Annotated in this window: 22 protein-coding genes, 2 pseudogenes and 2 riboswitches; of the genes and pseudogenes, 6 read left to right on the top strand and 18 right to left on the bottom strand. The window is 33.8% G+C overall.

The window, feature by feature from the left end:
• The 3 genes from ACFWDE_RS09210 to ACFWDE_RS09200 all read right to left on the bottom strand — a co-directional run.
• Positions 1 to 537 (bottom strand): response regulator transcription factor (locus ACFWDE_RS09210; RefSeq protein ID WP_377891690.1); only part of this gene is annotated, 537 nt, incomplete at its 3' end.
• 81 nt (positions 538 to 618) lie between these two features.
• Positions 619 to 2,601: an FtsX-like permease family protein gene (locus ACFWDE_RS09205; protein WP_377891687.1), complete on the bottom strand. Its 1,983-nt coding sequence runs from the start codon at positions 2,599 to 2,601 to the stop codon at positions 619 to 621.
• Positions 2,591 to 3,358, bottom strand: a complete 768-nt coding sequence (locus ACFWDE_RS09200) for an ABC transporter ATP-binding protein (protein ID WP_377891684.1) — start codon at positions 3,356 to 3,358, stop codon at positions 2,591 to 2,593. The genes ACFWDE_RS09205 and ACFWDE_RS09200 overlap by 11 nt, the downstream gene beginning before the upstream one ends.
• A gap of 314 nt (positions 3,359 to 3,672) precedes the next feature.
• Between ACFWDE_RS09200 and ACFWDE_RS09195 the strand changes: the two are divergent.
• Positions 3,673 to 4,439, top strand: a pseudogene (locus ACFWDE_RS09195) (Tn3 family transposase); the annotation flags it as partial.
• Positions 4,440 to 5,139: 700 nt separating this feature from the next.
• Positions 5,140 to 5,703, top strand: coding sequence for a GNAT family N-acetyltransferase (locus ACFWDE_RS09190; RefSeq protein WP_377891681.1), 564 nt, complete (start codon positions 5,140 to 5,142; stop codon positions 5,701 to 5,703).
• A gap of 320 nt (positions 5,704 to 6,023) precedes the next feature.
• Here the strand turns inward: ACFWDE_RS09190 and ACFWDE_RS09185 are convergent, their stop codons facing one another.
• On the bottom strand, positions 6,024 to 6,683 hold the full coding sequence (locus ACFWDE_RS09185; RefSeq protein ID WP_377891679.1) for a protein kinase family protein: 660 nt from the start codon (positions 6,681 to 6,683) through the stop codon (positions 6,024 to 6,026).
• Between the two features lie 577 nt (positions 6,684 to 7,260).
• On the opposite strand from ACFWDE_RS09185, the gene ACFWDE_RS09180 reads away from it, so the two are divergent.
• Positions 7,261 to 7,608, top strand: coding sequence for a VOC family protein (locus ACFWDE_RS09180; protein WP_377891676.1), 348 nt, complete (start codon positions 7,261 to 7,263; stop codon positions 7,606 to 7,608).
• A gap of 475 nt (positions 7,609 to 8,083) precedes the next feature.
• The gene (locus tag ACFWDE_RS09175) at positions 8,084 to 9,430 is read left to right on the top strand and encodes a short-chain fatty acid transporter (RefSeq protein ID WP_071744162.1); all 1,347 of its coding nucleotides are present in this window, start codon (positions 8,084 to 8,086) and stop codon (positions 9,428 to 9,430) included.
• A gap of 40 nt (positions 9,431 to 9,470) precedes the next feature.
• Here the strand turns inward: ACFWDE_RS09175 and ACFWDE_RS09170 are convergent, their stop codons facing one another.
• From ACFWDE_RS09170 to ACFWDE_RS09155, 4 genes are all read right to left on the bottom strand, one after another.
• Positions 9,471 to 9,824, bottom strand: coding sequence for a group-specific protein (locus ACFWDE_RS09170; RefSeq protein WP_377891672.1), 354 nt, complete (start codon positions 9,822 to 9,824; stop codon positions 9,471 to 9,473).
• Complete coding sequence (locus ACFWDE_RS09165; protein ID WP_377891669.1) at positions 9,821 to 10,396, bottom strand: NAD(P)H-dependent oxidoreductase; 576 nt, start codon at positions 10,394 to 10,396, stop codon at positions 9,821 to 9,823. The genes ACFWDE_RS09170 and ACFWDE_RS09165 overlap by 4 nt, the downstream gene beginning before the upstream one ends.
• A 22-nt stretch (positions 10,397 to 10,418) precedes the next feature.
• The gene (locus ACFWDE_RS09160) at positions 10,419 to 10,808 is read right to left on the bottom strand and encodes an SWIM zinc finger family protein (RefSeq protein ID WP_377891666.1); all 390 of its coding nucleotides are present in this window, start codon (positions 10,806 to 10,808) and stop codon (positions 10,419 to 10,421) included.
• A gap of 252 nt (positions 10,809 to 11,060) precedes the next feature.
• Positions 11,061 to 11,381: a hypothetical protein gene (locus tag ACFWDE_RS09155; protein ID WP_377891663.1), complete on the bottom strand. Its 321-nt coding sequence runs from the start codon at positions 11,379 to 11,381 to the stop codon at positions 11,061 to 11,063.
• Between the two features lie 38 nt (positions 11,382 to 11,419).
• A riboswitch (SAM riboswitch) is annotated at positions 11,420 to 11,518 on the bottom strand.
• Positions 11,519 to 11,639: 121 nt separating this feature from the next.
• Here ACFWDE_RS09155 and ACFWDE_RS09150 point away from each other — a divergent pair.
• Positions 11,640 to 11,831, top strand: coding sequence for a hypothetical protein (locus ACFWDE_RS09150; protein WP_002110871.1), 192 nt, complete (start codon positions 11,640 to 11,642; stop codon positions 11,829 to 11,831).
• 30 nt (positions 11,832 to 11,861) lie between these two features.
• Here the strand turns inward: ACFWDE_RS09150 and ACFWDE_RS09145 are convergent, their stop codons facing one another.
• From ACFWDE_RS09145 to rraA, 7 genes are all read right to left on the bottom strand, one after another.
• On the bottom strand, positions 11,862 to 12,584 hold the full coding sequence (locus ACFWDE_RS09145; protein ID WP_377891658.1) for a YwiC-like family protein: 723 nt from the start codon (positions 12,582 to 12,584) through the stop codon (positions 11,862 to 11,864).
• A 184-nt stretch (positions 12,585 to 12,768) separates the two neighbouring features.
• Positions 12,769 to 13,470, bottom strand: coding sequence for an ECF transporter S component (locus tag ACFWDE_RS09140; RefSeq protein WP_016095839.1), 702 nt, complete (start codon positions 13,468 to 13,470; stop codon positions 12,769 to 12,771).
• Positions 13,443 to 15,104 carry an ABC transporter ATP-binding protein gene (locus ACFWDE_RS09135; protein ID WP_377891656.1) on the bottom strand — a complete coding sequence of 554 codons (1,662 nt, stop codon included), beginning with the start codon at positions 15,102 to 15,104 and terminating at the stop codon, positions 13,443 to 13,445. Before ACFWDE_RS09135 ends, ACFWDE_RS09140 begins: the two co-directional genes overlap by 28 nt.
• A complete protein-coding gene (locus ACFWDE_RS09130; protein ID WP_377891654.1) occupies positions 15,077 to 15,955 on the bottom strand; it encodes an energy-coupling factor transporter transmembrane component T in 879 nt (292 codons plus the stop codon). The genes ACFWDE_RS09135 and ACFWDE_RS09130 overlap by 28 nt, the downstream gene beginning before the upstream one ends.
• A 23-nt stretch (positions 15,956 to 15,978) precedes the next feature.
• On the bottom strand, positions 15,979 to 16,773 hold the full coding sequence (locus ACFWDE_RS09125; protein WP_377891652.1) for a DUF4430 domain-containing protein: 795 nt from the start codon (positions 16,771 to 16,773) through the stop codon (positions 15,979 to 15,981).
• A 124-nt stretch (positions 16,774 to 16,897) separates the two neighbouring features.
• The gene (locus tag ACFWDE_RS09120; RefSeq protein ID WP_377891650.1) at positions 16,898 to 18,640 is read right to left on the bottom strand and encodes a DUF4430 domain-containing protein; all 1,743 of its coding nucleotides are present in this window, start codon (positions 18,638 to 18,640) and stop codon (positions 16,898 to 16,900) included.
• 339 nt (positions 18,641 to 18,979) lie between these two features.
• Entirely contained in the window at positions 18,980 to 19,459 is a 480-nt protein-coding gene (gene rraA, locus ACFWDE_RS09115) for a ribonuclease E activity regulator RraA (RefSeq protein ID WP_377891648.1), read from the bottom strand.
• Between the two features lie 244 nt (positions 19,460 to 19,703).
• Here rraA and ACFWDE_RS09110 point away from each other — a divergent pair.
• Positions 19,704 to 21,114, top strand: a pseudogene (locus ACFWDE_RS09110) (YfcC family protein).
• Positions 21,115 to 21,256: 142 nt separating this feature from the next.
• Here ACFWDE_RS09110 and ACFWDE_RS09105 read toward each other — a convergent pair.
• The 3 genes from ACFWDE_RS09105 to ACFWDE_RS09095 form a co-directional block, all read right to left on the bottom strand.
• Positions 21,257 to 22,105, bottom strand: coding sequence for an endonuclease I family protein (locus ACFWDE_RS09105; RefSeq protein WP_264538782.1), 849 nt, complete (start codon positions 22,103 to 22,105; stop codon positions 21,257 to 21,259).
• A gap of 397 nt (positions 22,106 to 22,502) precedes the next feature.
• Positions 22,503 to 23,384 carry a 5'-methylthioadenosine/S-adenosylhomocysteine nucleosidase gene (locus ACFWDE_RS09100; RefSeq protein ID WP_377891646.1) on the bottom strand — a complete coding sequence of 294 codons (882 nt, stop codon included), beginning with the start codon at positions 23,382 to 23,384 and terminating at the stop codon, positions 22,503 to 22,505.
• Between the two features lie 176 nt (positions 23,385 to 23,560).
• Positions 23,561 to 23,664, bottom strand: a riboswitch (purine riboswitch).
• A gap of 755 nt (positions 23,665 to 24,419) precedes the next feature.
• Positions 24,420 to 25,727: a condensation domain-containing protein gene (locus ACFWDE_RS09095; RefSeq protein WP_377891644.1), complete on the bottom strand. Its 1,308-nt coding sequence runs from the start codon at positions 25,725 to 25,727 to the stop codon at positions 24,420 to 24,422.
• Between the last annotated feature and the right edge of the window lie 405 nt (positions 25,728 to 26,132).

Below are 26,132 nucleotides of genomic sequence, written 5' to 3'. Positions count from 1 at the left end.
AGTTTCGATGAGTGAATCTCTTTTTACAATATTTCCGCGATTATTTATTAAACATGAGAGTATTTTAACTTCATTTTTAGTTAACTCTACAGACTTGTCTTGATAAGTAACTGTTGCATTTGAAAGATTTAAATTAAAATCTCTATAAATTAAGATATGATTCGTCTTGAAATCTCCAGTTGTTCTTCTTAAAATGTTTGTTACTCTTGCTAATAGTATTTCTGTATTATAAGGCTTTGTTATAAAATCATCTGCTCCTAAATTCATACTTATTAGTTCATCTACATCACTATCTCTGCTTGTAACCATGAAGATTGGAACATCTGAAGTTTTACGTATTTCTCTGCATATATAATAGCCATCGAACACAGGAAGATTTATGTCTAGTAATATAAGGTTTGCATTCTCACTTTCTATATATTCGATAATATGATTAAAATCTGTGGGAGCCTTTACTTCATATCCATACTTTATAAAAAAATTTTGTAATTCTTCTCTGATGATTTCATCATCTTCAATCAGAATGATTTTTTTCATGACTTTTCCCTCCCTATACAGAATATAAGGCTATTACATCTTGAGAAACAAAGTGTAATAGCCCTAATGAGCATTATAAAATCAAGTATTACTTTTTACAATATTTTTATACCCGACATATGTCGTGTAGAAATATACTACATAAACTACAAGAAGTACTAAGCCAGTCATCAATGCTGGTAAAATAATGTCTGTTTGTTGAAATGCATTAATAAAAATATTAACTAAATAAATTCCAACTACAGAATGAATTATGGCAAGAATAACTGGAAGACTAAAGTATACGAAAGTTTGAATAAAAATCGTTTTGTCGATCATTGTTCCATTTGAACCAATTCTCTTCAAAGATTTATATCGATCTATGCTATCACTGGCTTCTGATAATTGTTGAAGAGCTAATACAGCCATACTCGTTATTAAAAATACAATACCTATATATATCCCAATAAACAGTATGATAGTTTTCAATCCCTTACTTTCTGCACAAACTTCATCCTTTGATTTGCCTGCTATACGATTAATATTTAATTTCGGGCCATTTTCGTCATAAAAGCCCCGTGCAACGTTATCATATTTTTTATTATATTCTTCTCTATTTCCATCTGAATAATTTACATTAAGTATGGATGCAATAATTTTGTAGCCTGATAAAAACTCATCATTTATAACGATTGTGGAGTAATTAGTTGTCCCATCAGAAGTGTAAAGATTCTCTTGTATAACTTTAGCGTTTTTTACCAGATATTCTTTTTCTTTAATATTCACCTTATTGCTATTTTTTAATCTTTCATTTATCGAATTAACCAACCGGTTATCATTTGATAAAAGTAAAACTTCATTGTTATTTAAAGTGATTTCCTTTTCACCTTTAAGATTTAAAATTTTATTATAATCAGATACTTTAATGAAATCCATACCGCGACCATAATCTTTACGTTCTGGTATAAAGTCCACCACTTCCATCCCTGTTTGATATACATTATAAGATACATATTTTTCGTTATTACTTATTTTAAAATTAGCTTTATTTAATACGTCTTCTATCGTGTAACTTTCATCCTTATTCTCCAACGTAATACTGGCATCAAATGGTGTTACTTCTTTCATTGTTGCGTCCATCATTCTGTTAAAGCTGATTCCTGTAGATAAAGCCACCAGTGTAAGGCATAACATTAAACAGATTACAGACATGGATATAAAATTTGTATTAACCTTACTATTTATTTGTTTGATGATAAATATATTTAACCCTTTAAAATAGACTTTTTTATTCTTCTTTACAACATATAATATAAATCCAGATAAACTAAAGAAAAACAGCAATGTACCTAATATGCCAAGAATGATTGATACCATAAACATAGGATTTTTAAAATTCAATCCGATTTTTAATACAGTCACATATGCATATCCAAGTGATGCTACACACATAATAAATGTGATTACATAGATAAGAGGATTTCTAAATTTTACATCTTCGTTTTTTCTACCTGCTGTTAACATATCAATTATTTTGTATTTAGAAACAACATATACATTAAATAACATAACAAGCAAAAACATGATTCCAAAGTATAATACGCTTTTACCTATAGCACCTGTTGAAATTGTAAATTTATATTTATTGATGGGCAATTCAAATAACTTTAATGTAAATGTAGATAATCCCTGCGATACTCCAATACCTATTATAAGTCCACTTACTAAAGATATAACGCCAACTAGAAATGTCTCTGTTACTAATATTCTGGATATGTTTCTTCTTCCCATACCTAAAGTCATGTATATTCCTAATTCTTTTTTACGTTTTTTAATTAAGAAATTATTTGCATACAATATTAAACCACCTAATATTACGGATACAAATACTGACACATTTGAGATAGCATTCATTACTGTAGGCACATACTTTCTATCTGAAGCGTTAATTTCCATAAGTGCCTTTTGTGATTCTATTGAGTTAAAGCTATAAAATATACAAACAGCCAGTGTTAGTGTTAAGAAATATATTGCATAATCCTTAAGACTTTTCTTTACATTCCCAATAGCAAGCTTAGAGTACATTATTATCGTCACCTCCAAGAAGGGTTATAACTTCGATAATTTTAGTAAAGAATTCTTTTCTGGAATCATTCCCTCTTACCAACTCGATAAATATTTTTCCATCTTTAATAAAAAGAATTCTACGAGCATAGCTTGCTGTAAATGCATCATGAGTAACCATAAGTATTGTAGCTTTTAAATCCTTATTTAAACTTTCAAATCTTTCGAGTAATAATCTAGCTGATTTAGAATCTAACGATCCTGTTGGTTCATCTGCAAGTACTAAAGATGGATCTGTTACGATAGCTCTTGCCGAACCAACCCTTTGTTTTTGTCCGCCTGACATTTGATAAGGGTATTTGCTTAATACTTGTTCAATGTCTAAATATTTTGCAACTACTTGTATTTTGCCATCAATTTTTGAACTTTTCTCACCTTTTATTGTTAACGCTAGGGCAATATTTTCATAAGCAGTAAGGGTATCTAATAAATTAAAGCCCTGAAATATAAACCCTAATTCATTTTGTCTAAACTTATCTAGTGACTTTGATTTTAACCGAGTAATGTCACTATTATTTATCATTATTTTTCCCGTAGTAACATTATCAATAGTTGATATACAGTTAAGTAATGTAGTTTTTCCACTTCCTGAAGGCCCCATTATCCCTACAAATTCTCCCTCATCTACCTTAAAACTAATATTATCTATAGCCTTTGTTACATTATCTTTATTACCATAATATTTTTCGATTTTTTCTACACTTAATATATTTCGCATTAATACTTCTCCTTTTTCATTATAAAAATTCTTTAACTCCCATTCATTTTATATAATTTCATTAATAGTATCGGTGGAATTACATTTCATTAACATTACATTTTTGTTATATTGAGCGATACCTCTGCATGTAAGTTATCAGAAATCGCAATGGATTAAGTAAGGTTTATTCGATCCCTTACCAAAGAGGCAGATAAATGTAGGGGTATCGGTTCTGGTGCAAAAACGATAAGACTTATGTAATTATTGGAAATAAGCAAACTGGTTACGGCGTAACAACAGCTCTATTTAAAAGACATAGATTCATAGTCATTTTAGAAGAAGCACCACATATTATTGATGGCCTACTATATCATGAAACAGATTTGGATATTGAAGAACATTATACGGATGCGGCAGGATTTATAGATCATGTCTTTGCCATGTGTCATATGTTATGATTTCGATTTGCTCCTAGAATCAAAACGTTTAGTAAGAATAAAATTTATACTTTTGAAAAGCCTTAAATCAACCGCATCTAGAATTTATGATTGGGGGAACAATTCATACAAAGAAAATAAGAGAAAATTGGGATGATTTATTACGATTAACTAGTTCTGTTCGTAATGGAACAGTCACAGCTTCTCTTATTCTTAAAAAGCTTGTAGCCTATCCAAGGCCGAATAGCTTATCCGTAACATTACGTGAGATAGGTAGGATTGAAAGAACTTTATATACATTAGAATGGTTGCAGAGTCCTGAGCTTAGAAGACGTGTTCAGGTTGGTTTAAATAAAGGTGAAGCAAAACACGCACTTGCTCGAGCTGTATTTTTCAATCGATTAGGGGAAATTCGTGATCGTTCTTATGAAGATCAATTACATAGAGCTAGTGGTTTGCAACTTCTTATTTCAGCAATTGTATTATGGAATACGGTATACATATCACGTGCAGTAGATGCTTTACGTGCAAAAGGCATGGACATTCCAGAGGAATATTTACAGCATATATCTCCACTTGGATGAGAACATATCACGTTGACAGGTAATTATGTTTGGAACTTAAATGAAAAAACAAATTTCAATAATTTTAGACCGTTATGATACAAAAATTCTATAAAAAAAGCAGTAAAATAAATAACCAGTTCCTTAACATACAGGGAACAGGTTAAAATGTCTCCAACTTGTGTCTGGGGTATCGCCACATGCCCATCAACTTAAGAATTCAGAATTACCCCAAAACGAAAAAATGAGCTTTTTTGTTACAAGTTAGCACAAAATTTCGTTCTGGGGGTGCTATAAAATTTTAGCTTGATGGCGATGTGGCGGTACCCCATTATGCAAAAGATAAAAATTGGAAGCCAATAGATGAAAAATAATAATTCCTTATTCAACTAACGCATGCATTAGTTGAACAACCTAAGGCTGCTTCGGCAGCCATTTTTTGTACCAACTGTCAGTTTAGTTTTCAATATGTGAAAAGGGATTTCTAAGTGATTAATTGAATATATATTTATTGTTCACTAATTTTTGGGAGGCCCCTTTATGGGAGATAAGCCTTACTGTATTGCTATCAAGTTCTTAATGAAGAAAGACTAGGAGCTTCGCACGGTTCTATAATAACTTATAGTGATGCTGTGACGGGATTTCTTGTTAGTGAGATAGGGTATTTTTTAATTTATTATAGTAACGTACCACGAAATTGCAACTCTCGTCCTCAAGAATTATTTCTTTGAGGTGAAAGTTTTTTTATTATATAAGTTTCATTCTGTCATAATTTAAAGTTTTCGAGAGGAGAAATAATATGAATTCTATTTTATTAGATGTTCCGTTACAAATAGAAACAGACAGACTAATTCTTCGAGCACCACTTCAAGCTGGTGACGGGAATGTCGTACACCAAGCTATTAAGGATTCAATTAGTGAGTTAAAGCAATGGTTGCTTTTATTCCAGTCAATTCCTACTGTTGAAGAAACGGAAATTATCCTGAGAAATGCCCATATAGATTTTTTGAAAAGAGAAAGCTTTCGCTATCTTATCTATCATAAAGGTACTAATGATTTTATTGGAACTGCTAGCCTTCACGGAATTAATTGGAAGATTTCTAAATGTGAAATTGGATACTGGATTAACACGCAATTTAGTGGCAATGGATATATGACAGAAGTAGTAAGTGAGTTAACAAACCTTGGATTTCAGTTACTCAAATTTAGAAGGATTGAAATACGATGTGAATCTAATAACACTAAAAGTCGTACGATCCCTGAAAAACTAGGTTTTGAGCTTGAAGGGATATTACGTAATGAAGATCTTTCAGCTGACGGTAAAAAACTAACTGATACCTGCATCTATGCAAAGGTAAATTAGATTAAAATTTTAATACTCAATTGAGTCTGTGTACATAGTTTATTCCCCTTCTAATCCGTTATTGTGATTTATTTAGAACTATAGTACATCAATATGTTTAAAATGAAATGTACTGAAATGGGTATATTCTATTAAAACAAGAAGATTTACTTCTCATAATAATATCAGTATTATATACAAATGTTACAATCATTTTATAAATAAATTACTTCATGAAGTTATAAAATTAGGACCGTACATATTAGACATATTTAAAATGTACGGTCCTTTTGTTTACTAGTGGTTCACTTATCTAACCTAAAGATAAGTATGTGGTCCTTTTACAATTTGAATTTCTGTTTAAGCTTCTTATATTTTCTATATGAACGTCTAACAATGTTTAACATGAAATACGGTATTTTAACAGGGAAAGGCAATTTATAAATGAAAGGAAAGTAAAATGTAAAATATGCCTTTTCTAAGTCTCTCCACTTACTATCTTCTTTTGTTTTTAAGAAATCAGATACATCGACTACATATCCCCTTCCGTTTTCCATCATCACATTTTTCCCGTGAACATCACAAGGAGTTAATCCTTGCTCCCTTGCATACTCTATAGCTTCATTGATATCAAGGATTACCTGCTTAGGAATTTTAATCCCCTTATGAATAGCATCGTATAAGGTAATTTCTTTTAAACGTTTCAATACTATGAAATTTTCTCCTTTATATATAAGCTTCGAATAAGAAGGATGATTTCCGATTCTTCGGTATACTTCTGACTCTTTTTCAATTCCTTCTCCTTCTCGCGCGTAAACTTTCACTACCCAATCTTTGTATTCTTTGTGCATAAATACTGCGGCATAATTACCTGTCCCTAAACACTTCCAAAGTCTAGGAATATCTTTAACTACTACAGGCTCGAATTCATCCTCACTTCTTATGCTTACCTCTTTTAATAATTCGTCCTTTATCAATCCCACAAAACTATTTATACTCATCATTCCCACTCCGGTTTTGCTAAAAGGGGGACTACCCCATACCCATCAAGTTAAAAAGTACATTCTTCCCTAATACGAAAAAAATGAGCAGACTTCACTAAGTAACTAACTTTAGAGAAATAAAATTTTCATTTAGGGGGGACTTCAAAACCTTAAAATGGATATTCTACGCAAATATATACTATTGATACAATAAATTATGTTAACTTCACATGATTATTTTATAAAAAAACTTAGCAAATACCATTATGAAAAGTGTACAAGCTATATTTATTAATAATATACAACTTATACAAGTTGTTCAATGAAGAATATTTCGTAGATAAAATTGATTGTTTTAATCCAGATACTATAAAAAATTTACTCCCATATACTCAAGGAGTTAACGAATGGATTGGCTTATTTTTTGTCGGAGGAAATAGATTAGCAGATGGAGAAAGCACTGGGTGTACTTCATATGTACCGATTGTTCAGAATGGTGAAACAACTGATTCTCCTTACTATTCCTGTTTTGTTTTGATATATTAAATACATACTATGTCATTAAAAATTAAAAGACAGACAGGAGTTAAATAGAATGATAAAAGGTTTCGGAGGAATATTTTGGAGAACTAAAAATATTGATGTTATAAAAAAATGGTACAGTGAAGTATTGAAGATTGAAATAGAAAATTGGAATGGGACTGTGATTAAACCCGAATTAGGAACTGAGACTATCTTTTCTTTCTTTACCGAGAATGACAGTTATTTTCCAGCAGAACAACAAGTGATGTTAAATTTCCAAGTACATAATCTAAACGAGACTATTCAGCATCTTGAACAAATTGGTGTACCTCTTGAAAAGCAAGAAGAGATTAGTGAATTTGGAAAGTTTATTTGGATTAAAGATCCTGAAGGTCGATTGATCGAACTTTGGGAGAAATAGTCGTTTATAATAATTTGCTACTAAGCTAACGAGTGCTTTAGTTCAATAAAAAAAGTTGATTCCTTTGAAGTGCACCTCCGATTATTAGACACAGTCTAACAATCGAAGGTGCACTTTTTTAATCTAAATTAATACTTTTAATGATTTTCATCAGCTAATTTATCGATATAACCTGTTATATACAGATTTGCTTTAGATACTTCCGTATTCTTAAATTCAGAATGAAAATCAGGAGAAAATGATACTTCTAAAACAATAATAGTAGCACCCTCGCTTAATTTAATAGTCTAAGTTTACATGCCCTTATTTTATGTATCCAACTTAGTATAATAGCCTATCCATTTATTAATAATATCAATCTACCAATAAATTACAATCACCTTAAATGTCTGAATTTTCCATAAATTAAAGGTTATCCCCAAAACAACCTCGAATATTGTAATAAACATACATAACATAAGGAGGTTGATCTATTTTGTTTCGTTCATTTACAAATGGATGTGTTGCCCTTGTGCAACGTTTCTTACCAGAACCGTTTATTTTATCATGCTTATTAACCGTTTTCGTTATCTTCTTCGGCATGTTTGCGACGCACCAAACACCGGTCGAAATGATTACGCATTGGGGCAATGGCATTTGGGGACTTCTCGCCTTTTCTATGCAAATGGCTCTTGTACTCGTGACAGGATCGGCATTAGCAAACGCTCCTCTTATTAAAAAAGGATTAACGAAAGCAGCGAAATTACCGAAAACAAATGGACAAGGTATTATTGCAATTTCAATCGTAAGTTTACTAGGAGCATACATAAACTGGGGATTTGGTATTGTTGTATCGGTTTTATATGCAAAAGAAGTGGCAAGACAGTTAGAAGGATTAGATTATAGGTTAGCAATTGCTTCTTCTTACTCCGGATTTCTCATTTGGCATGCAGGCCTTTCCGCTTCTATCCCTCTTACATTAGCAACAGGCGGCGAAACGTTAATCAAAACGACAGCTGGAAGTATTAAAGAAGCGATTCCAATAACAGAAACGTTATTCTCACCATACGCTCTCGTTCCAGTTATTATCTTTTTAATTACAATGCCTCTCATTAATAAAGCAATGCATCCAGATGAAAAGCATACAATTACTGTAGACCCTAGCGTGTTCCATGAAGAGGCTGCTGCTCAAGAAGTAGAGCAAAAAACATTCGCTGAAAAAATGGAAAATAGTATGATTATTACACTTTGCATTGGATTATTAGGTCTTATTTATATTTTTAACTATTTTAGTACGAAAGGCTTTAACCTTACACTTGATATCGTTATTTTTATGTTATTGATTGCGGGTCTTATTTTCCACCGTACTCCGATTCAATATATTCGAGCTTTCTCTGACTCAACTAAGAGTGCTTCAGGTATTTTACTTCAGTTTCCGTTCTATGCTGGAATTATGGGCATGATGATTGGAGTAAATAGTGAAGGGCTTTCGCTTGGAGGAGCTATTTCTACTTTCTTTATTAGCATTTCAAATGAAACCACATTCCCGCTCTTTACATTTTTAAGTGCTGGAATTGTTAATATTTTCGTTCCATCTGGAGGCGGTCAATGGGCAGTGCAAGCACCAATTATGATTCCAGCTGGCGCTGAACTTGGTGTACCTGCCGCGAAAACAGCGATGGCAATTGCATGGGGCGATGCTTGGACAAATTTAATTCAGCCTTTCTGGGCATTACCGGCATTAGCGATAGCTGGTTTAGGCGCTCGTGATATTATGGGATTTTGTGTTGTTAACTTACTATATGCAGGATTTATCATTAGTCTATGTTTCTTATTTATTTAAACGGAAAGCTAGTTTTATACTAGCTTTTTTATATAATAAATCATTCGTTATCTATACAGCTTATTACCTTCCTCCACTCTACCTCTGCATGATTTAATGCTTCATATGTAAACAAATCTTCACACACTTTTTCAATCATATGAGGATTGTTCTTAAGGAAATTCCACTGCAATACTTTAGGAAGAAAATATGTTTCATATTCTTTACTTCCCCTAATCACCTCATCAACTTCTCTTTCACAAATCCCTCTTATTAAATAATCATTTCTTAATTGTATCTGAATTTGTTGAAACGTTTCACTATACTTCTTCAATTGGACTAAACAATTAATATACGTACGAAAAAGTTCGTCATCATAATTGCAACACTTTATAATATGATCTATTTCATTCATAATGTACGAGCCTTTTCTTCTATTTGTAATAGCCATTTTTCACGCTTCTCTAGTTTACCCGTTTTCACAGATTGAAAAGCAGAACGTTTTATATTGCGAATACCACAAAAACGCAAAACCCCTCTTTTCATCATAATCCAATCCGCTGATCGATATAATAGTGCTACGTACCATAACGGTGAGTCTAACGTATTAATAACCCACGCCTTCTTACCTTTAAATAAGCCTTTCGGTAATGCCCCCTCATATTTATAAGCAAATCCAGCTACAAAAATACGATCGATAAATCCTTTTAAAATAGCAGGCATGCCCCACCACCATATTGGATATATGAAAAGAAGAATATCCGCCTTCTGCACTAATTCTCTATATCGCTTCGTCTCTTCTTCATTTAGTAAATCACGTCTTTTCTTCTCTTCATTAAATACAAGCACTGGATCAAATTGTTCTTTATATAAATCAAGTAGCGTAACAGAATGATTTGTTTCCCCAAGTCCTTTTTGCACATGCTCTAAAATTGCCGCATTAAAGCTTGAAGGATTAGGATGAGCGTATATAATTAGTACGTTCACTACAAAGCAACTCCCTCTTTAGTTAAAGTTTCCCTTTCTTTAACATCTTCTCTACAATTTGCACATTTTTCGAACTTTGTAACAAACGATTTAATACTGTTAGTAACTCTTCTTTTTCTAAACCGTTCAGTTTCTCTTTAACCGTACTCTCACCAGCACCTTGAATATCATAAACAACTGCCGCCATATGTTTACAATAATTTTCGTACGGACACTCGCAACTACTTTCTGCAAAATCTTCAAGATCAATAACTACTTCATAATTTCCTGCATTACCAGTCACAAAAGCAAATACTTTATTATCATGTACTTCAACATCTTCTACATGTCCCTCTTCATAATATTCATAACCTCTATCAACAATGTATTTCGGAATATACCTATGTAGTTCTTTTAATAAATATGCGTACATAACAACACCTCTTCCTTTAATTCCCTTTTGACTTCCAAAATCCTGCATGTTATTCTAATAACTGTCAAGTAGCGAGTCTACGTGACAAACGACTGACACCTATTCGGCGAAGGTGTCTCTTTTCATTTGCAGCCGATATGAAGTGCCTCTTTCAGGCACATTCAATCTTTGACACTACACACTCAACACCATTCCCTTGTATCAGGCTGCTTCAGCAGTCTTTTACACTACATACTTCAAAAAAAAGAGAGCCTAGCTCCCTTTTCCTGCTTTATAAAATACCCCTTTTTCAGCATAGCGATATTCATCATCAGCTAAAGTAATTTTCCCATCCAGTTTGAGTTCATCTAATAGTCTTGATAAATAAAATTGATGTAACATTTTTTTAGTGAATTTTCCTTCATGATGCGAAACGATATGTTCTTGAATATCTAACAATGATATTGGCTTATTTTGCTCTATCATATATTCATAAACTGTACTACGCAGTTTTACGTATTTTTCGAGTGTCACAGTACTTCGCAACCCCTTTCTTCTTATTATATGCTTTCGTAATCGGTTTTTTTGCAACAAAAAAACCTCTCCGATAAGAAGAAGTTACGTATATCTTCGTCTTATCTCCCAGAACAAAAATGTTCTGCTGGAATTAGCACCTGCATCGCGGTTGCTGGGTTTCATCGGGCCAGTCCCTCCACCTCTCTGGATAAGAAAATATTCACTTTAAATTTAACTATACGTAATTTCATTATAATTGTCAAATAAATATAATAAATTATATTTTCTTCTTAACTGTTCATACTACAAATAGATGTACAGAAGGAGGTTACTACGTTGCAAAAGAACGCTCGTGGATACGTACAAGATTCATTTCAATCATTACAAGAAGCGAAACATTGTTTAGAAGATGCATTACAAACTGTTGAAGAAGATTTTAATCGTGCACGTATTGAACAATCCCTTTACGCTGTAGAACAAGCATTACAAAGATGCGATTATACCGTTCACATTTTAGAACAAGAATGAAAACTTCCCATCAAAAGATGGGAAGTTTTTTCAAATGGCATACTTCATCATTATTACCGTTATTATTAAAAAATATACAGAATTAACAATTTCTAAAATCCCTACTTTTAATATAGAAATCTTTTTGCCATACAACATAATGGCCCGAATTACACTTGGTACAAATATGAGTGAACACCATGGATTTATAGTAAATACGATTACCGTTAATACAATATGATATCCCCAAGATATAAAACGATACTTTGGATTATTTTTTTCACGAATCATCGTTTTCACATAAAACGTACTTCCTAAAAAATATAGAAATGAAATAAGTGCAATGAATAATGCTGTTTTATCTATAAATTTCATTGAGAAATAATAACTGATTAAACCGCCTATACAAAACACAATAATCGCGCAAATGTCATTTAGTAATGCTCGTTCATTTTTTTGACGAGCGTAATACATATTTACAATAAACAATGGAATCATTAATACTGCGAATAAAAGAATTCGCCATTCATATAATAAAGAAATCATCCCAAATACAAATGCAATGATAAAATAAACAATTGCAGCGCGTAGAAATTCTTTTTTTCGTCTTTGCTTTATGTACATGAGAAATGGATAAGTAGCTAGATAGATAAAGAACCAGGCTAAAAACAATGGGATATGATAAAAAGTAGGTTTACCAAGTAATACACTTAATAGAAATGGTATGACAAGCATCGCCCATGCTCCATGCTGCTTCGGAATAACTAACTTCATTAACTATACACCTCCCTCTTGAAAATAATTCTCACCTACTATTATACAAATAATTTCATATAATAACGGATATATATTAGATCTATTTTTTGACAATAAAAAATGCTCCTTACAATATGTAAGAAGCATGAAAGAGGCAAACGAATATGTAAGTCGCGACCCTACCTTATATGAGTATGCTTTTCTATGTCACGTTATGCTCATCTAATATACCGTATTTCTTTTTAAATCTTGTGAGGATCGTAATCCATGACGTACTAAATAACAGAAGGAAAATAACATTCGATATCGCATGACTAAGATCGAAAGAAAAACTTGCGACATAGTAGGCAATAACTGTTTCCCACGTTGCTTCCTGTATAAAACCAAGGAGACCCCAGAAATTCATAATCCAGCCAAATAAAAATCCAACGACGAATCCGTACAACAGTCTTCCCCACAGTTTTTTCATTAAAAATGTATTACGTAATAGTCCAGCTATAAATCCGATCATGCCCCAGGAGAACATTTGCCACGGCGTCCACGGACCTTGTCCTAAAAAAATATTAGATACAATGGCCGCCGTTGCCCCAATCATAAAGCCAGTTTCACTTCCAAAAACAATTGCAGAAACGATAATGACAAAGGAAGTCGGTTGTACACTCGGTAATATCGAAAATGGTACCCGGCTAACTGCTGCAATCGCCGCTAACACAGCAACGATAACAATTTCACGTGAAACAAACGCCTTCCTTTCAAAACGGACGTAGAAAGGTAGCATAATGGCAGCTAATAAAAACAAACTACTTACCATGTAATACCCGTCCATAATAAGAGTCGTAAAGAGTAGTGTACATATTACAACAGCAAAAATAAATATTATAAATGCAACATATCGTTTGGACACGCTTCGTACACATCCTCCCACGTTAATGCAAATGGCAACTCTCTACGGATGAATCTATTAATAGATGTTGTATAAAAGAAGTTACCACTAAAGAACTCTTTCGGTGCATCATTCATAATGACTTTCCCGTCAAATAACATCATGCATTGATCAACGTATTTCGCTGCAAACTCAATATCGTGCGTTGCCATTACAATTGTTGTACCTTCTTTTTGCAACTGTTTAAATAGCTCTCCTACTCTTTCCTTTTTCCATGGATCTAGTCCCTTTGTCGGCTCATCCAGTAATAATAAAGTTGGCTTTGATAATAACGTTGTACATAATGCAAGTAATTGTTGCTCTCCGCCGCTACAATCATGCGGATGGCGCTCTTTAAGTGAATCTAACCAAAACTTTTTCAACATTTCTTCTGCTATTACTTTTCCCTCTTCACCATATAATTCACGCGCACGCTCATAAACCTCTTCCCATACTGTATCAAATGTAAAATGATAGTACGGATGTTGCGATACATACCCTATACTTTTAAATCGTTCTTTCGAATCAATTTTATGTATCACTTTTCCATTCCACTTTACCTTACCTCTTCTAGCTTTTTGCAATCCTGCTAAAATCGTTAACAGTGTAGACTTCCCAGTTCCATTTTTCCCAACTAAAGCTGTCCATTTTCCTTTTTCGATGTTCACTGTTAAATCTCGTAAAATAAGTGGACTATTTTTTTCATATTGAAAGGATATATGTTCTGCACTTAAAATTACTTCTTGCCTCTCACATTGTTCTACTTGCCCATTCCTATATGATATCGCTGAAAAATCATTCATTTTCATTTGCGCTTCTCGCACTGTAAATGGAATCTCTTTCACATTCCACTCTAAAAACAATCTTGGAATTTGTGGAATAAATGGACGAAACTTTTCTACTTCCCACATGTTCGCTATCACACTTTTAGACGTACCATCATAAATGATTCTGCCGTTATCCATACAAACAACGCGTGTTGCGAGCGGTATGACTTCATCTAAACGATGTTCACTTAAAACTATCGTAATTCCAAGTTCTTCATTAATACGTTTTAACAATCCTAAAAACTCTTTTGCAGCAATCGGATCTAGCTGCGCTGTCGGCTCATCCAGTAATAGTAGCTTCGGCTGCATGACTAATACTGCTGCTAAATTTACTAGTTGTTTTTGACCACCAGATAAAGTATGAACAGATTGATGTAACAAATCTTGAAATCCTAAAAAGCTAATGAGTTCCGCTATTCTTTTTTGAATAATATGTGATGGTAGCCCGATATTTTCTAAAGAGAATGCTAATTCTTGAATAACTGTATCCATTACGAGCTGATTTTCTGGATTTTGAAATACCATACCAATTTCTTGTGCAGATAATAAATCTGGTACATCTTCTAATAAAGCTCCATCATAATATGTATGCCCAGAACGCGTGCCAATTGGAAGTAACTCCTTTTTAAATTGTTTCAATAAAGTTGTCTTCCCAGAACCAGAACCACCAGCAAGTACTATAAATTCTCCTTTTTGAACAGAAAGAAAAATATGCTGTAACGCGTATTCATTTTCATCAGCATATATAAATGATAAATTCTTTATTTCTGCATGCGCCACCATATCCATTCCCTTCCTTCCATTACAATCGGTAAACTAATAAACATCATAAATAGGAAAAACATCATTCCATCGTATTGCTGGAACAGTATTGATTCCACTTTCGGATAAATAATCAATTTCCCTCCGCCATAATAACTAAATATGAATGAGGCTATAAATAGGATACTTAAATAACTTAACGTGTACCAATCGCGTCTTTCCATTCTATATCGAGTATAAGTCGTACGCTTCGTTACACCAAATCCACGAGCCTGCATAGAATCTGCTGTTTGTAGTGCATCTTCTAACGAACAAACTAATAACACTTGCAGTAATTGCATTCCATTTTTTATACGCTCAATGAGTGAACCTGAATCTAATTGTACACCTTTCGTTTTTTGGACGAGTGTAATTTTCTTTAAGCGTCGTATAAATAAAGGAACGAATCGTACTGTAATCATCGTTAACAATGCAACTTTCGGTGAAATTCTTGAAAATAAATATAAAAATTTATGACTCGAAATAATATCGTTATAAGAAGCAAACGTAAACATAATCGCAACTAATAATAATCCCATAGCAAGTCCATACATACAGGCCTCAAGCTTAATCCGGCTATCTCCTAAATAAAATAACGTAGTCGCTCCTCTATGCGTTAACAAAGAATTAAATAAAATTACCATTAGAAAGAATACGATAGTACTAGGCAGCATGTTTCTTATTTTCTCGCCATTTCCTTGTACTATATTTAAGATTACTATTAGTATAATCGCTCCAATTAAAAAAAGAGGATGAAGACACATCATACATAGCATCATCACCCCAATATAATAGAAAAAATTCACAAGAGGATGTAAAGAAGAAAAGCTTATTTTCATAGTCCTTTACCGAAGGTCCTTTCTTATTTTAATACATACACCCATTCAATTGTATCTCCTGGTTTTACTGTAACTACACCAGCACTACGATTCGGAAATGCACCGTTCACACGGTATTTCCAACCACTTGTATCACTTATATCTTTTTCGTATAAATCATTAATCCCTTTTACGTAAACATCACCTTTAGATCCACTTGCATCAACATCTAATCCTGCACTCTTTAGTACACTATATACAGTATCACCTTCTTGAACATCAACCTTTTTCGCACCTAATAAGTAGCCTTCATTTCCTTTTACAGAGATAGTAACTTGTTTTGCTTTAGGTACTGGTGGTGGTGGCGGTGGCGGAGCTGGTAGATTATTGTTCTCTTCTTGATTTTTCTTTTGCTCCTGCTTTGGTGTTTCTTTTGGCTGATTAACAACCTTTGCTTCTTCTTTTACTTCTGGTTCTTTCTGCTGCTGAGGTTTCTCTTCTTGTACTTTTTGTTGCTCTGGTTGTTTATTTGCAGCAGGCTGTTCCTTTCGTTTCTCTTCTTTCTTTACTTCAGGTTGTTCCTGCGCCTTTTCTTCTTTTTGTTTCTCTTCTACTTTTTGTTCTTGTTTATCTTTCTGCTCTTCTTGTGGTTTCTGTTCCGGCTCAGCTTGTTTCTCTTCCGGTTTCGGTACATCTTTTTGTTCTTCCTGTTTCGCTACTTCTTTTTGCTCTTCTTGCTTCGGTTCGGCCTTCTTCTCAGGTTTTACAGCCGTTTCTTCACATCCAGCTAATAATCCCAATGAAAGAACTAAAGAAATGAACCATTTCATCTTACTCATGCTGTCCCTCACCTTTCATAATAAAGTGAAACTTTAATGAGTGGAGATTTTGTTCATCTCCACTCATTATTAGCCCTCACCTTTTATAATAAAATTAGGAGCAAATGATTGCTCCTAATTTTTGTTAAGCTGCTTTACGTCTCCATAATACATATGCAGAAGCGATACATAATACACCCATACCTACTTGTGTAGCTGCACTATGAGAAGATGCTCCTGTTTGTGGTAATTGATTCTTATTCTTATTTGTTTCTTTATTAACTCGTTCGTTATCTACAACAACTTTTAGATTTTCATCTTTTGGTTGTTTTTGTAACTCTTCTTGTTGTTTCGGTTGTTCTACAACTTCTTTTTCTTCTACAGTTGGTTCTGGTTCTACAATTGGTTTCGTATCGATTTCATTCTCTACTACATTTGACCAATCATAAATCGATTTTCCAACCTCTTTAAACTGAAGTAAAGCTAAAAATGCTTGCTCTGTAGCCATTCCGCTACCGTTTTGATCACTTGGTAACCATTTGAACTCACCATTTGGAAGCTGATATGACATTAAGTTTTGTACTGCTTTATTAAGACGATTGTGATCTACATCTTTAACTATCGATAGTCCAATAATTGCTTGTGCAGTACTATTAGAGTTCTCTTGTCCATCAGCGGTAAAACCGCCACTGTCTAACTGCTGCTTGTATAAGTAATCAACCGCTTTTTGAATAGCTGGCTTAATGTCTTGTTGTTCTTGATAAGGAGCTAATGCTGCTAATACCATACTTGTTACATCAACGTTACTAGCACTTTCTTTACTACTTGAACTATCATACGTCCAGCCACCGTCTGTATGCTGCGCCTGTAAAAGTGCTTGTACTAAAGCAGCTCGATTCCATTTCGCTTCGGCCGGAACCTCATATTTCTTTGTATCTAATGCAAGTAATGTAAATGCGTATCCTGTAACGGAATTCACTTTATCTGATTCAAATAAATTTTGTACTAAATTTTGTCCCTCTACCTTTGTAGGATCTACATTCATTGCATTCATCATAATAATCGTTCTAGCTAAATCTGTTGCTGAAAAACGATTTAAACGCTTTTTAACCTTTTCAGCTACTGGCTTAACATAGTTTATTTTCGTTTCAAGTGGAACATTTACACCTGAACGAGCAAGTCCAATCGCAACCCAATCACTACCAATTCCATCTTGTAACATCTTTTCTGACGTTTTGGAAATCGCTTCGTTTAATTGTGCGGCTGGAATTTCGATTTTCTCTTGCTTTGGTTGTTCTGGTGTTTTATCTTCTAGTTTTGGTTCTTCTGTTTTACCATCTGGTTTTTCTGGTTTTGGTTCTTCTGGTTTTGGCTCCTCTGTTTTACCATCTGGTTTTTCTGTTTTCGGTTCCTCTGGTTTTGGCTCTTCTACAGTTTTACAAGTGCCAAATTTATCTAACGTTTGTTGCAATGTTTCTTGACTCATATTGCTCCAGTCTGCAACGTAACGAAATGCAACAACATCCCCAGACTCTAATTTATAGCTATCCGCACCAACTTCTGCAGATTTGTCATTTACATCATACAACCAACCGCTCGTTGCTCCGGCCATTAATCCATCGATACCCTTTATATACGTTCCAAATGACATACTTTCAGATGTTACTTTGTCACCCATGACTTTTTGTAGCAAACTAAAAGCTGTTTCTCCATCTTCAATGGAAACTTCTTTTGGACATAACATAATTCCTTTTTGTGATTCACCAATAATTGCAAGTTTCGCTGTCTTTCCTTCAGCAAACGTAATATGTACTGTATTCGCAAAAGAAACAAATACAAGTGCCACTGCCATTAATGATGTAAGCAGCCATTTCTTTAACATTGCCATCCCAAAATTTCCTCCCTTTACTAACATTTACACAAAAAAAGACCCTTTAAGGGCGTGTGATTGACACTCTCTTTTTGTAAGTGTCGAACAAAATGCACAACACCTCCTACCCGCATTATTCGCGGCTATATTTGTATAGGAAAAATAATTTCGTTTATGAACGCACCATTGTGATAACATTCACTTTTCTAGGCACAACTTACTTCCATTTAAGTTATCGTAAAACGATAAACCTATACATTCTGTTAATTATAAATTTCTGTATTATTTTACTATTGACAAAGAGTTTTGTCCATTCCTTATCAGATTTATTTTCTAAGAATAGTAGTTTACTAGCCCTTAACTATGCAAACTCGTTTCACTAATAATCACTCCATCTTCATCCACATAAACATATTCATTCGGCTTCCATTCTACTTGTCCAAATTGCAATGGAATATTTCTTTCTCCTTTTCCTTCTTTTATACTTCTATTTGGCATCGTCCCTAATGCTAAAATGCCAACATTAATATTTTTTAGCTCCTTAGAATCACGAATATATCCATTTACAATAATCCCTGCTAAGTTTCTTTCTTCCGCAATAGCCGCTAAATTATCACCGAGTAGTGCACAATTTGTAGAGCCCTCACCATCAACAACTAATACTGTTCCTTCCGGCAGTGTTTGTAGCCCTTCTTTTACTAGTACATTATCATCCTTCACTTTTACCGTTGCGATTTTACCATAGAATTGCTCTTTCTTCCCATAAGACTGAAAAGACTGGCGACATATTTGTAATTCATTTTCAAATTCATCACATAGATCCGTAGTTTTCCACATCTCTTTCCCTCTTTCCCTCTTTTCCTTTTTCTTTTTCTATTACATATTCTTGGATTTTTTTCGTTTCCCTGTCTAATGTTGCAACTATTTGTATGAGAGGTGAAAGTCATATGAGAATGAGCAATAAGGAGAGGAATCATTTTTAAAACTATTGATTTAAGTAAAAAGCTTTATTATAATCTATCTCACGTAATGAAAATTCAGAATATTGAAAACTTAATCAAGTGAAAGAAGGAGGGATTTCATGCAACTACAAACTGAAACGAAAAAACAGCCTAGTCAATCAAAGTTTAAAATGCCTGATGCGTACGTTTTATTATTTTTTATCGCTTTACTTTGTGCAATTGCAACTTATTTTGTTCCTGCTGGAGAATTCAAAAGAGCTACAAAAGGCGCCATTACCACGACAATACCTGGAAGCTATCATTCTGTTCCGCAATCTCCTGTAGGGTTTGTTTCCTTTTTTACTGCTATTGAAAAAGGAATGACACTTGCTGCCCCAATTATCTTTTTAATTTTATTCACTGGTGGCGCAATAGCTATTCTCGAAAAAACAGGCGCTCTTGATGGCTTAATCTATCATGTTATTAACAAATTTCGTAATCAGCAATTACTTTTCATTTGCATTGTCGCAGCACTCTTTTCCATTCTTGGAACGACCGGCATTATCGTTAACTCAGTTATCGGTTTCATCCCCATCGGGATCATCGTTGCACGCACATTAAAATGGGACGCTATTGTCGGCGTAGCAATTATTTATTTAGGCACTTATGCTGGTTTTAATGCTACTATACTATCTCCCTCACCTTTAGGTATTTCACAGAAAATCGCTGAACTTCCGATGTTTTCCGGGATTGGTTTACGTATAGCAATCTATATATCTTTTTTACTTGCTACAATTCTTTATATTAATTGGTATGTAAAACGCTTAAAGAAATCGAAGAAAGGAAGCATTCTCGGCGACAACTGGTTTCCAAGTAATGCTCTTTCAAGTAGGGAAGAAACGCAGAAAACAGAAGTACCTTGGACAATGCGCCATAAATTAATTTTACTCGTTTCAGCTTTATCATTAATTGTATTTTTAATAGGAGCTTTTCGGCTACATTGGACGGATGCAGAAATGACCGCTACTTTTATTTTCATAGCAATTGCAGCAGGAATCATAGGTGGCATGAAAGCAAACGATATCGCCTCTACTTTTCTAGTAGGTTGCCAAAAACTTATATACGGTGCGTTAATCGTTGGAATGGCTCGTTGTATTTCAGTCATTTTAGAACAAGGCAAATTACTTGATACAATTGTTAATCAGCTAGCACAGTCTCTCGAAGGACAAAGCCCTGTATTTGGTGTTATAGGTATGTATGTAAGTCATTTCATCAGGTACAGGTGAATCTGTTATTTTCATTCCGATATTAGCTCCATTAGCTGATTTCATGCACATTACACGTCAAGTTACAGTACAGGCTATTATGCTCGGAGAAGGCGTAGTAAACTGCTTAAATCCAACTTCCGGTGTTTTAATGGGTGTCCTCGCAGCGAGCGGCATTTCTTACGGAAAATGGATTCGATTTATGGCTCCACTTGCATTCATTTGGTTTATCATCGGACTTATTTTTCTTATTGTTGGCGTAAATATTGAGTGGGGACCGTACTAAAAGACTCATATTATACTTAACTTGATAAAATATCTATTCTATTCTCCAATCCTATAAAAATCACTTATTCTAGTATAAATATAAACAGGGATTGACCATAGTGATCAATCCCTTCTCTCGAAGTAAAATACCTTTAAGTATTTTACTTCCAAATTTTATTTACCCATTCAGGATGATCAATAAAAGGATTGCGATTATGTTGATATTTTGTAAAAATCACTTCATTACGCTTTCGCTCTAAATCATCGACAGGGTCTTGTTCATTCCATTTTAGTAAAACAGATAGTTTCCCCATGTATGGATCTTTATTGTTATTCACCTTTTCATTTAGTTCTAAGTCTATTTCGCCGTTATCTCCTTCGTAACGAACAGCCATGTAAAACAGCATTCTAGCGATATCTCCTTTTACACTATCACGAGGTTCCCAAGAATCACTATCATATTTACATTCTGTTGCTTCCGAATGATTCATACCACCATTATCAAAATCCAGATTTCCACGTGAACTATTTACAGATACATCCGTCGCTCTTAAATGATGCAAATCTGTTCCAGGTCCTGCAGCCGTTCCAAAATCACCGTGAGATTTTGCCCAAACATGCTCTCGGTTCCAGTTATCAACTCCTGAACCATTCGTAAATTTCCCTTGCGAACGCCCAGTATATAAGAGCAACACATTATTTTTATTATTTGGATCTTCATCAGTATCTCTTAGCGCTTCCCAAACCGCACTGTATGATATCTTTGTATGATTATCAATAACATTATGAAGTTCCTTCTTTAATTCTAAACCCGTTTTTCCTATAGCGTTATTATAATATGTATCGTCATAGTTTTTTACAGTAATCTCTTGTGCTGAAAACGTATCTACTTGTGGAGATGCAGAAACTACTTCACCATGTATGATATCTGTGAATGATAGAGATGCAGAACCTAAAATAAAAAATGATGATAGTGTAACCATAGCAAGTTTTGTGTTTCGGAACTTCATATACCCATTTCCCCTTTAAAATACAATTTGAATTGATTAATCAAAAAAGCCTATGTACATAGTTTCTTTTTCATACTGTTCTCCTAAATTTTAGTTTCATCAATTACATAAACAATTTTAGTTTTCACAAAGAATATTCTTCTCTAGTAAAGACTATTAAAATATTCTCTTACAGTAAAAAGTAGTTTAATGATAACTTATAAACTTTATTTTTTTTATGCAATTATACATATTTGTTGAATAGTTCATAAAAACATTTTACATAAAAAAGCTCATTTCTTATCTTTTTTAAATAAGAAACAAGCTTTTCTTTTCCAACTACTAATCCTAATATAGGTCTATCTATCTCAGAAACTTTTGGAGTTACTTGACGTTTATGTTGAGAATAGAACTACCTTTATTTATTCGGCACCGAATCTATATACTTTTTAACTACTTCATATACATATTCTTGATTTGCCGCTGCGGTATTTGGATTGTATTTTCCGCCGTTTGTTTTATTGTTAGATAATACTCGAATTCCTAAGAATGGTACGTCATAAGCTTTCGCGATTTGCGCTGCGGCAGCACCTTCCATTTCTTCTACAGATGTACCGTATTTTGTATGGAACCATTTAATTCTATCAACTTCATTATTCCAGACGTCTGCTGAACCTATAGTACCTTCCACCACTTTACCTTTTGTATATTTATCTTTTACTGCATTAGCTGCTGCAAGTAAATCCTTATCTCCCTCATAGTATCGGATTTTCTCAGCATTTGGATCTTCTCCTGCACTCCCTTCAGAAGCCATCAGGTCCATAGATATCCATTTCGCCGGCTCAATCCCTTCGTTCTCATCCATATTTGTTGTTTTTAATGAACCTATATTCGCGACTTTTTTTCCTAAAACAATATCAAATACATTTAAATTAGGATCATGTCCACCTGATGTTCCTTGGTTAATAATCGCTATAGGCTTATATTTTTCAATAGCCACTGCTGTAGCGGCTGCTGTATTTTCCATTCCTTTACCTGTTTTCGCAACGATTACAGGATAATTGTCTACAGTTCCTTTATAAAATACAAAACTCCCAGATTTTTCTTCTTTCACATTTTTTAACCTTTTTGCAAATTTTTCAGCTTCTATTGGCATTGGACCTTGAATTAAGATAGGGTTTTGATTGCTTTTTGCCTCTGCTACTTGTTTTGGACTAGCATTACATCCTGCAAGTATTGAGAATGATAATGCGATAGTAGTTGCTAGGGCACCATATTTTTTCAACAGATTGTTCTTCATAAATAATCTCTCCTCTTTCTCTTGTTGTTTTCTATACTCGAGGTTTTGGTCCAAAGAAAAAAGCTCTAGAAATTGCAGAAAAATCTCTACTTTCTAGAACTACGGTAGTCAAAGTTAATTAAGCACTAGGTAAAGCAAATGCAAAATTATAAATCGGTAGCGCTCATTACAGAAAACGACCGAATACTTTAACCCGTAGTCCAGTTCTTTCATTGGGAACTAGGTAGAAACGCTCGGACCATATTACCGAGTATATACGAGTGATGTTTTTTCAAATTATTATATGGATAATATAACAAACTATTAGTGAATATACAACAAAAACATGAACGTTTTTCATTAAACTTTAAATAAGGTTCGTTTTTAAAGGGTTATTTAATAAAAAAACCATTTTAAAATGAATATTATTAAGAAAAAACAAAAAAATATACTAAACTATATTAGTTCACAACAACCGTTAGGAAACATCCGTCCAAAATAAAAAGAAGCTCCAATAAGCTTATATTTAGGTCATAGATTTTATAGGGGTATCTCCTCATACCCATCAACTTAAGAAATACGCTCTTCCCAAAAACGCAAAAAATGAGCTGAATTCTCATAAATAACTGTAGAAATATAAAATTTTCGTTTTGAGGATATATTAAAAACTTAGGTTGATGGGCATGGACGGTACACCTATTATGAATAATAGGTATGAAACATTTCAAAAAATAATAAAAAGAGCTGATTCAAAGTTTAGTTTAAATCCGCTCTTTTTTAGTACTTTTATGCCGATATATCTTGTTTTTCTCACGGTGCAAATTGTTTTTCACTACGGTTTTCCATAAATATGAAACATAAAGATAGGTGCTGAACAAATGCAAATGATCAGAGTAGATTTAACAAAAATATTTTATGAAGCAGGCGAAGATAAATTTTTATCAGGAGTAAGACCTGTCTGGTAAGTGTAGCGTTTATAAAAGAGACTCGCCGTACATGGGACGAGCCCTTAAAATACAATCCTGCTAGGAATTTTCGCGCTATATTCTCTTTTATTTATGGTAGTTGATTCACAATATTTTCTAAAAATTTGTCTACCTTTTCTTTTGATGTATCCGGTGTATGATAACCAATCGTAAATGTAAGTCTTCCATTATAAGAGCTTGCACCCATTGAAAAGAATGGCGCATACATAATGGGTGCTGTCATATACCCACCCTCAGCTTGAACTTCACCAAACTGAATAGGTTCATCAGCGATCACCCCGAAATTTGTCAGTAATGGCAACGCCATCCCCATCTGTAAAGCCTGTTCGTATTGCCGACTATACATTTCCTTCACCACAGATAGCTTCATACCTGCCAGTATCTCCATTCCTGCTGCTGAAGAAAGACCTGGATTTTGAGACTTTATTTTATCCATTGATTGTTTAACTCGAACAAGAGTCTGATTAAATGTTTCATCGTCTTCCATTTTAATCACTGGCATTTCCATACCAGATAAGTTGCAAATAGCACCAGTTGTATAATTAGGCAGATATCGACGTAAATCAATTGTCAAACCGATCATTTTTTCTGCGGTGCAAGGTTCTGCATACACAGTGAAATGTGATAAAGATCGGAAGTATGCAGTCATGATTACATCATTCAAGGTAGCCTGTTGTGCTTTTGTCCATCGGGTTAGACGTAGAGATTGCTCATGGCTCAACCTCCGTACGGACATTTGGGGGGATTTATTTTTGTTGGGTTGAGATGGAAAAGACCATAACGATGCCTGTTGTTCTTGGTTAGGACGATACGCACTTTTTATGTCCGATATTCCAGCATATTTGAATACATGTGATTGATCTCGAAAACCCTCATTTCCCTCACCAAACTCCTTTATAATTTGATTCTTAGATTGTCCCAAGGAAAGTTGAGTATAAATTGCTCCAAGCAAATTAATATATTCCTTGACCCCTGCACCATCTGAACATAGATGAGATAATTTCACAACTAACATGTCTGTTGTAGTGCCTCGTAATAATTTTGTTTGAACCATAGGCCCATGAATACGATCACCAGGTTCCTTAATAAAATCTATTGCCATTATTTCAAGTTCTTGATCATTTCCTTCTGTAAAAAGGCAAATAGGTGAGTTAGTGGCAGATGAATGTTCCTCCCAGTAAGGAATATCATTTTCTACAAACCGGCTGTTCAAAACCGGCTGCAATTGTAACGTTATCCTTACTGATTGTTCAAGTATTTCCTTTGATATACCTACAGGAAAATAAAGAACTGCATTAATTTGTGGATCTGCAGCATAAAGACCTAATAAATAATTCATTCGATCTTGAGGTGTTACTGAAAACTTTCTTTGTTCCATAATTTCGTCCCCCTTTTAAGACTTTTTGTCGTATAACCTTATTCTCCATATGGTTGTAACTTTTCTAGTCACTTTTCTTCAAGAACAAATAATTCTTATTTTTTGTTTTTTTTACGGAAGCATCTTTTCCGTACTGACCCCATTCTTTTCGCGGCTCTTTGCAGGTGATATACCCATTATTTCATTATTATTAATCCTTCCTATCTCTTTCTGTAAAATCAAACGAATGTTGATTCGGTTTATATATATGCAAACATTTCATAATAGTGTTTGGAAAATATCAATAAAAAATAAATCTTTTTTATGTCTGTTAATAAAAAACAATAATATAATACGTTCAGGTGTTACTTCATACTAAAAGGTTGATGGGCATGGAGGACCACCAACCTTTTATCATATTTCTTT

This window comes from Bacillus sp. NPDC060175 (assembly GCF_042728695.1).
Lineage (GTDB): Bacteria > Bacillota > Bacilli > Bacillales > Bacillaceae_G > Bacillus_A.
The sequence above is the reverse complement of the archived record's forward strand: the minus strand, read 5'-3'. Positions and strand labels throughout refer to the sequence as shown.

Coding starts and splice junctions, on each gene's coding strand:
- ACFWDE_RS09145 (WP_377891658.1), bottom strand. CDS start 12,584: ATGAAGTTAGTTATTCCGAAGCAGCATGGAGCATGGGCGATGCTTGTC.
- ACFWDE_RS09100 (WP_377891646.1), bottom strand. CDS start 23,384: ATGAAGAACAATCTGTTGAAAAAATATGGTGCCCTAGCAACTACTATC.
- ACFWDE_RS09125 (WP_377891652.1), bottom strand. CDS start 16,773: ATGAGTAAGATGAAATGGTTCATTTCTTTAGTTCTTTCATTGGGATTA.
- ACFWDE_RS09185 (WP_377891679.1), bottom strand. CDS start 6,683: ATGAGTATAAATAGTTTTGTGGGATTGATAAAGGACGAATTATTAAAA.
- ACFWDE_RS09170 (WP_377891672.1), bottom strand. CDS start 9,824: ATGAATGAAATAGATCATATTATAAAGTGTTGCAATTATGATGACGAA.
- ACFWDE_RS09200 (WP_377891684.1), bottom strand. CDS start 3,358: ATGCGAAATATATTAAGTGTAGAAAAAATCGAAAAATATTATGGTAAT.
- ACFWDE_RS09160 (WP_377891666.1), bottom strand. CDS start 10,808: ATGTACGCATATTTATTAAAAGAACTACATAGGTATATTCCGAAATAC.
- ACFWDE_RS09135 (WP_377891656.1), bottom strand. CDS start 15,104: ATGGATATGGTGGCGCATGCAGAAATAAAGAATTTATCATTTATATAT.
- ACFWDE_RS09205 (WP_377891687.1), bottom strand. CDS start 2,601: ATGTACTCTAAGCTTGCTATTGGGAATGTAAAGAAAAGTCTTAAGGAT.
- rraA (WP_377891648.1), bottom strand. CDS start 19,459: ATGTGGAAAACTACGGATCTATGTGATGAATTTGAAAATGAATTACAA.
- ACFWDE_RS09095 (WP_377891644.1), bottom strand. CDS start 25,727: ATGGAACAAAGAAAGTTTTCAGTAACACCTCAAGATCGAATGAATTAT.
- ACFWDE_RS09180 (WP_377891676.1), top strand. CDS start 7,261: ATGATAAAAGGTTTCGGAGGAATATTTTGGAGAACTAAAAATATTGAT.
- ACFWDE_RS09120 (WP_377891650.1), bottom strand. CDS start 18,640: ATGGCAATGTTAAAGAAATGGCTGCTTACATCATTAATGGCAGTGGCA.
- ACFWDE_RS09130 (WP_377891654.1), bottom strand. CDS start 15,955: ATGAAAATAAGCTTTTCTTCTTTACATCCTCTTGTGAATTTTTTCTAT.
- ACFWDE_RS09190 (WP_377891681.1), top strand. CDS start 5,140: ATGAATTCTATTTTATTAGATGTTCCGTTACAAATAGAAACAGACAGA.
- ACFWDE_RS09105 (WP_264538782.1), bottom strand. CDS start 22,105: ATGAAGTTCCGAAACACAAAACTTGCTATGGTTACACTATCATCATTT.